Origin of the sequence: Actinokineospora sp. (genome assembly GCF_050699995.1) — a bacterium.
Classification (GTDB): domain Bacteria; phylum Actinomycetota; class Actinomycetes; order Mycobacteriales; family Pseudonocardiaceae; genus Actinokineospora.
In genome coordinates this window covers 1-6,295 of the sequence record NZ_JBOHGC010000284.1, presented here as the reverse complement: position 1 = coordinate 6,295, position 6,295 = coordinate 1, and the positions used below count along the sequence as shown (strand labels likewise).

7 protein-coding genes are annotated in these 6,295 nt (G+C 69.7%); 3 read left to right on the top strand and 4 right to left on the bottom strand.

Translation table 11 applies throughout. The features are described from left to right. Window positions 1–36 precede the first annotated feature (36 nt). From ACRDSQ_RS14265 to ACRDSQ_RS14255, 3 genes are all read right to left on the bottom strand, one after another. Window positions 37–1,239, bottom strand: a complete 1,203-nt coding sequence (locus tag ACRDSQ_RS14265; protein WP_431421547.1) for a helix-turn-helix domain-containing protein — start codon at window positions 1,237–1,239, stop codon at window positions 37–39. Then, window positions 1,236–1,544: a putative quinol monooxygenase gene (locus ACRDSQ_RS14260; RefSeq protein WP_431421546.1), complete on the bottom strand. Its 309-nt coding sequence runs from the start codon at window positions 1,542–1,544 to the stop codon at window positions 1,236–1,238. Before ACRDSQ_RS14260 ends, ACRDSQ_RS14265 begins: the two co-directional genes overlap by 4 nt. Before the next feature lie 67 nt (window positions 1,545–1,611). After that, on the bottom strand, window positions 1,612–2,187 hold the full coding sequence (locus tag ACRDSQ_RS14255; protein WP_431421545.1) for a peptide deformylase: 576 nt from the start codon (window positions 2,185–2,187) through the stop codon (window positions 1,612–1,614). A gap of 151 nt (window positions 2,188–2,338) precedes the next feature. Between ACRDSQ_RS14255 and ACRDSQ_RS14250 the strand changes: the two genes are divergently transcribed. The 3 genes from ACRDSQ_RS14250 (at window position 2,339) to ACRDSQ_RS14240 (ending at window position 3,917) form a co-directional block, all read left to right on the top strand. Further along, entirely contained in the window at window positions 2,339–2,653 is a 315-nt protein-coding gene (locus ACRDSQ_RS14250) for a DUF3263 domain-containing protein (RefSeq protein ID WP_091379585.1), read from the top strand. Continuing rightward, window positions 2,650–3,267, top strand: coding sequence for a LytR C-terminal domain-containing protein (locus tag ACRDSQ_RS14245; RefSeq protein WP_431421544.1), 618 nt, complete (start codon window positions 2,650–2,652; stop codon window positions 3,265–3,267). Before ACRDSQ_RS14250 ends, ACRDSQ_RS14245 begins: the two co-directional genes overlap by 4 nt. A gap of 269 nt (window positions 3,268–3,536) precedes the next feature. Beyond that, a complete protein-coding gene (locus ACRDSQ_RS14240) occupies window positions 3,537–3,917 on the top strand; it encodes an SSI family serine proteinase inhibitor (protein WP_431421543.1) in 381 nt (126 codons plus the stop codon). A gap of 39 nt (window positions 3,918–3,956) precedes the next feature. Here the strand turns inward: ACRDSQ_RS14240 and ACRDSQ_RS14235 are convergent, their stop codons facing one another. Beyond that, window positions 3,957–6,176 carry an AAA family ATPase gene (locus ACRDSQ_RS14235; protein WP_431421542.1) on the bottom strand — a complete coding sequence of 740 codons (2,220 nt, stop codon included), beginning with the start codon at window positions 6,174–6,176 and terminating at the stop codon, window positions 3,957–3,959. Window positions 6,177–6,295: the final 119 nt, after the last annotated feature.

Here is a 6,295-nt window from a genome sequence, read left to right as displayed (position 1 = left end):
CAAGAATAAAAATGTGAGCTAGTACAAAATATGCGACTAGGCGACGATGTTGAGAGCCGAAGCGAGCTTTCGCAGGTCTGGTGTGTTGATGTCGCCATCGCGAAGTGCGTCCCGCACGAGATCGTGGACTGTCGGATGGGCGCTCACCTGCTCGGGAGCGATCCCATACGCCTTGCGGAGCGTCTCGAGCAGTGCCGATGTCTGGCGGCGCTGCGCATGTGCCCGCGCCACGTCGATCAGCATCTGAGCCTGTCGTTCAGGGGAAAGTGAGGACACATCCGCCTTCTCCGCCACGCGCAGCGCTCGACCGGCGTCGCCCAACTCGACCGCGATGCTGATCTCGTGGAGCGCGACATTCGTCGGCCCGAACTCCGTGTTGTGGTTGTTGGTGTCCGCGCCGATCCGCTTGGCCGCTCGACCGGCCTTCGCCAGGTACGAGTAGGCCTCGTCACCTTCGTTCGATCGGGCTGACGCCACCGACAGTTGGAGGAACAGGGCTCCGCTGAGCGCGATAGCGCCAAGGTCGCCTTTCTCGGCCAACCGGCTGAGCGCGGTGATTGCTGTGGTCGCGGTGCGCTTCACCAGGTCGAACCGTCGCGCTTGTTGAAAGACGATGGCTAGGCGGAAGGCTCCGGCGCCCATCAGCAACGGGTCATCGGCGTCCTCGGCCGCCGCGATCGAGCGGTCCACGGCCACCCAGGCCGCGGCCGTCTCGCCCAGCTTCGACAACACGCCTGCCGCCGCGTGATAAGCCTTCGCCTTGGCGGCACAGAGGTGTCGGCGGTTCGCCCCCGTGGTCTTCCTCGACGCGTATTCGAGTTCGGGGATCAGCGTGCCCAGAAGATGGCTCAGATCCTCATGGCGGGACTCGTGCGCGAACTCCCAAGCCTGGTCCGCGCGAAGGCTCAGCCGCTGCACATCAACCGGTGTGACCTCGGAGAGCACAGCGTGAAGCGCGTCGCTGGAACACAGCGCGAGGCTGAGCGCTGTCGCGGCCCGCGGCCGTTCCGGGGCCGCGACGACGCTGTCCGTGGCAAGCTCGGACAGTGGCACGTCGAGAACTTCCGCGATCTTCTCGAGAACCGACATGCGGTCGACCTGGCGTACGCCGCGCTCGACCTGACTGACCCAGCTCTCGGAGCGTGACAGCCGTGCGGCGAGTTCGCGCTGCGAGAGTCCCAGCCTGCTTCGGTGGAACGCGACCTGCCGTCCCAGAGCCTTCGCGTCCGGTGGCTTCACGGGTGCAGTCCCATGCCCGTGGGCGAAGTCAGGAACTCCACCCGGAGATCGGCCACGTAGTGCTCCCGCGCGGCGAGGAACCTCTTCGTGTGCGCCTGCCGCTCGTGCTCGTCGAACGCCTCTCGGCTCGCGTAGAGCTCGTAGAACACCCGGGACAGCGGCTCGCCTTCGATGGAGTGCACGGCGTAGACCAGAGTCCCCGGCTCATGCTCCGTGATCTGCGGGACAAGTTCGGCGACAAGTGCGTCGAAACCCGCTGCCGCGTTCTCGTCGCGAAGGTCGAATCGGACGGCCAAAGCCCACATGCGCAGCTCCCATCGGTGCGGAGCCAGGCTAGCATTTTTAGTACTAGTCCGTACGTGAGCTGCGCTGTCAGTCGTCGGCGAAGGGGTCTTCAGTGGTGGACGGGTCCCAGGAGAGGCCGGGGACGCCCCACTTGTTGGCCTTCAGCATCCGCTTGGCCTCGCGCTGGTTGCGGCCGACGAGGCGGTTCAGGTAGAGGTAGCCGTCGAGGTGGTCGGTCTCGTGCTGCAGGCATCGCGCGAAGAAACCCGAGCCCTCGACCTCGATGGGCGAGCCGTCGACGTCCTGGCCGGTGACCTTCGCCCAGGTGGCGCGGCCGGTGGGGAACGTCTCGCCGGGGACCGACAGGCAGCCCTCGTAGTCGTCGTCCGGGTCGGGCATGCCGTCGGGGATCTCCGAGGTGGTCAGCACGGGATTGACCACCGTGCCGCGGTGCCGCACGCCCTCGTCGTCCGGGCAGTCGTAGACGAACACGCGCAGCGCGACGCCGATCTGGTTGGCGGCCAGGCCGACGCCGTTGGCCGCCTCCATGGTCTCGAACATGTCGGCGACCAGGGTCTTGAGTTCGTGGTCGAACCGCTCGATCGGCGTGGTCGGAGCGTGCAGCACGGGGTCGCCGACGATCCGGATCGGGTGAACTGTCATACGGGCAGGGTAGTTATTGCGCGTTGACGGACGCGCCGAGGACATGACGATCACATCGAGTGGTGACGTGGTGTAATGGCGCCTGAGGATCACACCTGTGTGATTCCGGTGCGGGAGCACGGATTCGCCAGACCGTGAGGCGAGGAGCCTGATGAACGCCGCTGAGGCATCGGCCTTTTCGGACCCGCGACCCACGCGGGCGAAAGCGTCCAGCGGGCTCAGTGAGCGAGATCACACGATCTTGGCTTTCGAGCGACAGTGGTGGAAGTGCGCGGGCTCCAAGGAGCAGGCGATCCGCGAACTGTTCGAGATGTCGAGCACCAGGTACTACCAGGTTCTCAACGAACTGATCGAAAAGACCGAAGCCTTGGCTGTCGACCCGATGCTGGTGAAGCGACTGCGCCGGATGCGGTCCACCAGGCACAGCGCGCGGTCCGTGCGGAGGCTGGGATTGGAATCGCGATGACCACAGACCCGTCCGCGGCACGTCCGGGCAAGATCGCCGGTCTCGTGCTGATCGGCGTCGCCGCCGTGTCCACCGTCCTCGGCGTCGTCACGCTGCTCGGCGGCAACGGCGACAGCGAGGCAGGCCAGCAGCCGCCGCAGAGTTCGGCGCCCCCGGCGTCGCAACCCTCCGCCGCGCCGCCGTCGACCCCGGGGTCGGAGCCGGGGACGTCGTCGGCCGCGCCGACCACGACGACCGCCCCACCCATCACGACGGCCCCGCCCGCCACTTCGGCGCCCGCGCCGGGCTCCGGCGAGCCGGGCACGCCGTCCACAAAGGACCAGCCGGTTCGGATCTACAACAACAGCACGATCGCCGACCTGGCCTCCCGTGCCCGCAACGATCTCACCGGCCACGGCTGGAACGTCATCGAGACCGGGAACTACTCGCAGGGGATCATCCCGACCACGACCGTGTACTTCGTTCCCGGCACCGCCGAGGAAGCCGCCGCGCGGGCGTTGGCCGCGGAGTTCGGCATTCGCGTCGAGCCGCGTTTCGACGGCATCAAGGATTCGAGTCCTGGTCTTATCCTGATCGTCACCAAAGATTATCGCGGCGCGGCGGGCAAGGAATAACTTCCTTTGACCGAAAACCGCTTCCGATAAAGGAAGCGGTGGGCGCGGCGGACCGTCGCGCCCCGGCCTGCGGGACGTCGACCAGCGGCAAGGTTCCTTAACCCCACCGTTTGCGCCATTCGGCGGGCGGCCATCGGGCGACAATTGTGCGGCCGGTCACGGGCGAAAGGAAGAATCGCGCCCGGGTTGCGATCTTTTTTCACCGGCCTACTCTCGAAATCGTTCGGTCATCGATCATGACCGCGATACCACGAGAGGTTGACTGACCTATGTTGCGCAAGGTCCTTATCGTCGCTTTCGCCGCCGCGACCGCGGTGGCGACGGCTCAGCCTGCCTCGGCCGCGCCCAGCGCGGCCTCGCTCATCCTCACCTACCAGCACGAGGGCGACCCCATGCGGGTCGGCACACTGCGCTGCGAGCCCGCAGGCGGGCTCCACCGCAGCCCGGAGACCGCATGCGCGCAGCTCGCCTCGGTGACGGGCGACTTCACCGCGCTGCTCGTGCACCCCGACCGGATGTGCACGATGCACGTCGACCCGGTTCGCGTGACCGCGACCGGCATGTGGGGCGGTCGCCGAGTCTCCTACGACGAGACGTTCGGCAACGCGTGCATGCTCTTCGTCGAGACCGGCGCTGTCTTCGACATCTGATCGAGCCCGGACCGGCGGGAGTCGACCCCGCCGGTCCGCTCACGCCTTGCGGGACTCGGCGTAGGCCTCCAGCGTCGCGAGCTGCGCCGGGTCCAGCGACGGGCGCACCTTCTCCCGCGCCTGCTCGAGATGCCCCGCGGTCACCTCGGCCGCGTCCAGGCTCTCGCGCATCGCCGTCAGAGCCGCCTCCCGCAGGACGGCGGCGCAGTCGGCCGCGGAGTAGCCGTCGAGCTGCTTGGCGAACTCGACCAGGTCGACGTCCGGCGCCAGCGGGATGTTGCGGGCGGTCGCCTTCAGGATGGCCGCGCGGGCCTCGGCGTCCGGCGGCGGCACGTAGATCAGCCGCTCCAGCCTGCCGGGCCGCAGCAGCGCGGGATCGACCAGTTCGGGGCGGTTCGTCGCGCCGACGACCACCACATCACGCAGCGGCTCCACCCCGTCGAGCTCGGTCAGCAGGGCCGCGACGACTCGGTCCGACACGCCCGAGTCCGACGACTGGCCGCGACGCGGGGCCAGCGCGTCGATCTCGTCGAGGAAGATCAGCGCGGGCGCGGCCTCGGCGGCCCGGCGGAACAGCTCGCGCACGGCGCGCTCGGACTCGCCGACCCACTTGTCCATCAGTTCCGCGCCCTTGACCGACAGCACGTTGAGCTGCCCGCTTCCCGCGAGCGCGCGGACCAGGAACGTCTTGCCGCCACCGGGCGGCCCGTAGAGGAGCACGCCGCGTGGCGGTGCGACGCCCAGGCGGGCGAAGGAGTCCGGGTAGCGCAGCGGCCACAGCACCGCCTCGGTGAGGGCCTGCTTGGTCTCCACCATGTCGCCGACGTCCTCGAGCGCCACGTTGCCGGTGCGCAGTGTGTCCGAAGTGGACATCGAGGTCGGGCGGACGGTGTCGAGCGCGCCGAGGATGTCCGCGGACTCGATCCGCGGGTCCTCCGCGTCCTTGTGCCGCAGCGCCGCGCGGATGGCTGCCTCGCGGCGCAGCGCGATCAGGTCGGCGGCGACGAAGCCGGGGGTGCGCTCGGCGATCGCCGCGTAGTCCACATCGGACACGACCGGCACGTCGCGGAACAGCATGCGCAGCAGCTCAGTGCGGGTCTTGCCGTCGGGCAACGTCAGCCGCAGTTCGCGGTCGATCAGCTCGACGCCGCGGACGCGGGGGTCGATGGCCTCGGGGTGGGCGGTCGTCGCGACCAGTGCGACCCGCGGGATGGCGATGGCGGCGCGCAGCGAGTCCAGCACCACGGTCGCGACCGGCGGCGGGGTCGTGGCGGGCAGGAGCACGTCGATGTCGGTGATCAGCAGGACGCTGGGCTTGCCCGCGTCGGAGTGCGCGCGGACCTCGGCGATCGCGCTGTCCACCAGGGCGGCGGTCGACTTCGGCTCCAGCACCGCGGCGGTCGGCCCGGACAGCTCGACGACGGCGGCGTCGACCGAGTGGGCGACCGAGCGGACGACCGTCGACTTCCCGACCCCTTCCGGGCCGGTGACCAACGCGCCGAGCCGTGGCGCCGCACCGAGTTTCGCCAGCAGTTCCGGGCGGGTGAACGCGAGCTCGAACCACTCGGCGAGCGCGCGGGCGGCGTCCTGGGCGCCCACCAGGTCGGCGACCGGCGTCGGCGGCTCAGCCTGCACGGGCGGGACAGGTCGGACCGGAGCGGTGGCAACCGGCGTGGGCGCGCGCTCTCCGGTCCGCGGGCCGTCGCGCCAGCCGACCACAGTGGACGGATGCACGGTGACCGCGCCCGCCGGGTCGGTCGCGGTGATCGTGAGCAGCTCGTTGGTCCACGTCATGCCGATGGCGCGGGACAGCTTGCCGCGCACCGCGGGGACGTCCGTGCCCGGCGGCGGGGACAGGTCCTGCGGCAGCAGCGACACCGCGTCGCCCGCCGTGAGGACCTTGCCGACCAGCGCCAACCGAACGGTCTCCGGGGTCAGCGAGGTCGTGGCCAGGCGGGAACCCGCGACGGTCACCGAACGCGCGGGGGCGACGTCGACCTTCGCGACGACCACCTCGGCGCCCTCGGTGACACCGAGGTTGGACATGGTCACGTCGTCGAGCAGGATCACCCCGGTCGGCCCCGCCGGGTCACCTTCGGCGGCCAGCGCGGAACTGACGCGCGCGCCGGTGAGCTGGACGGCGTCCCAGTGCCGCACGCCCAGAGCGTCGAGCACTTCCCGGTGCAGCCGCACCACCCCGCGCCGGGTGTCGAGCGCGGACGGGGACAGTCGGGCGGTCAGCGTGATCTGTGATCCCACGCCGCGAGCCTATTGCCTGGCGGCGTGGGACGTCAGCGGGACTGTTCGCGACGCAGGCCCGTGCGCCGCCAGCCACGTCTGCGGACCGGGCCCGCCACGCTCGGCTCGGGCGCCGGGGG

Bases quoted from the DNA above. Each gene is read 5' to 3' on its own strand.
- ACRDSQ_RS14260 (WP_431421546.1), bottom strand. From the start codon at position 1,544: ATGTGGGCTTTGGCCGTCCGATTCGACCTTCGCGACGAGAACGCGGCA.
- ACRDSQ_RS14255 (WP_431421545.1), bottom strand. From the start codon at position 2,187: ATGACAGTTCACCCGATCCGGATCGTCGGCGACCCCGTGCTGCACGCT.
- ACRDSQ_RS14250 (WP_091379585.1), top strand. From the start codon at position 2,339: ATGAACGCCGCTGAGGCATCGGCCTTTTCGGACCCGCGACCCACGCGG.
- ACRDSQ_RS14245 (WP_431421544.1), top strand. From the start codon at position 2,650: ATGACCACAGACCCGTCCGCGGCACGTCCGGGCAAGATCGCCGGTCTC.
- ACRDSQ_RS14240 (WP_431421543.1), top strand. From the start codon at position 3,537: ATGTTGCGCAAGGTCCTTATCGTCGCTTTCGCCGCCGCGACCGCGGTG.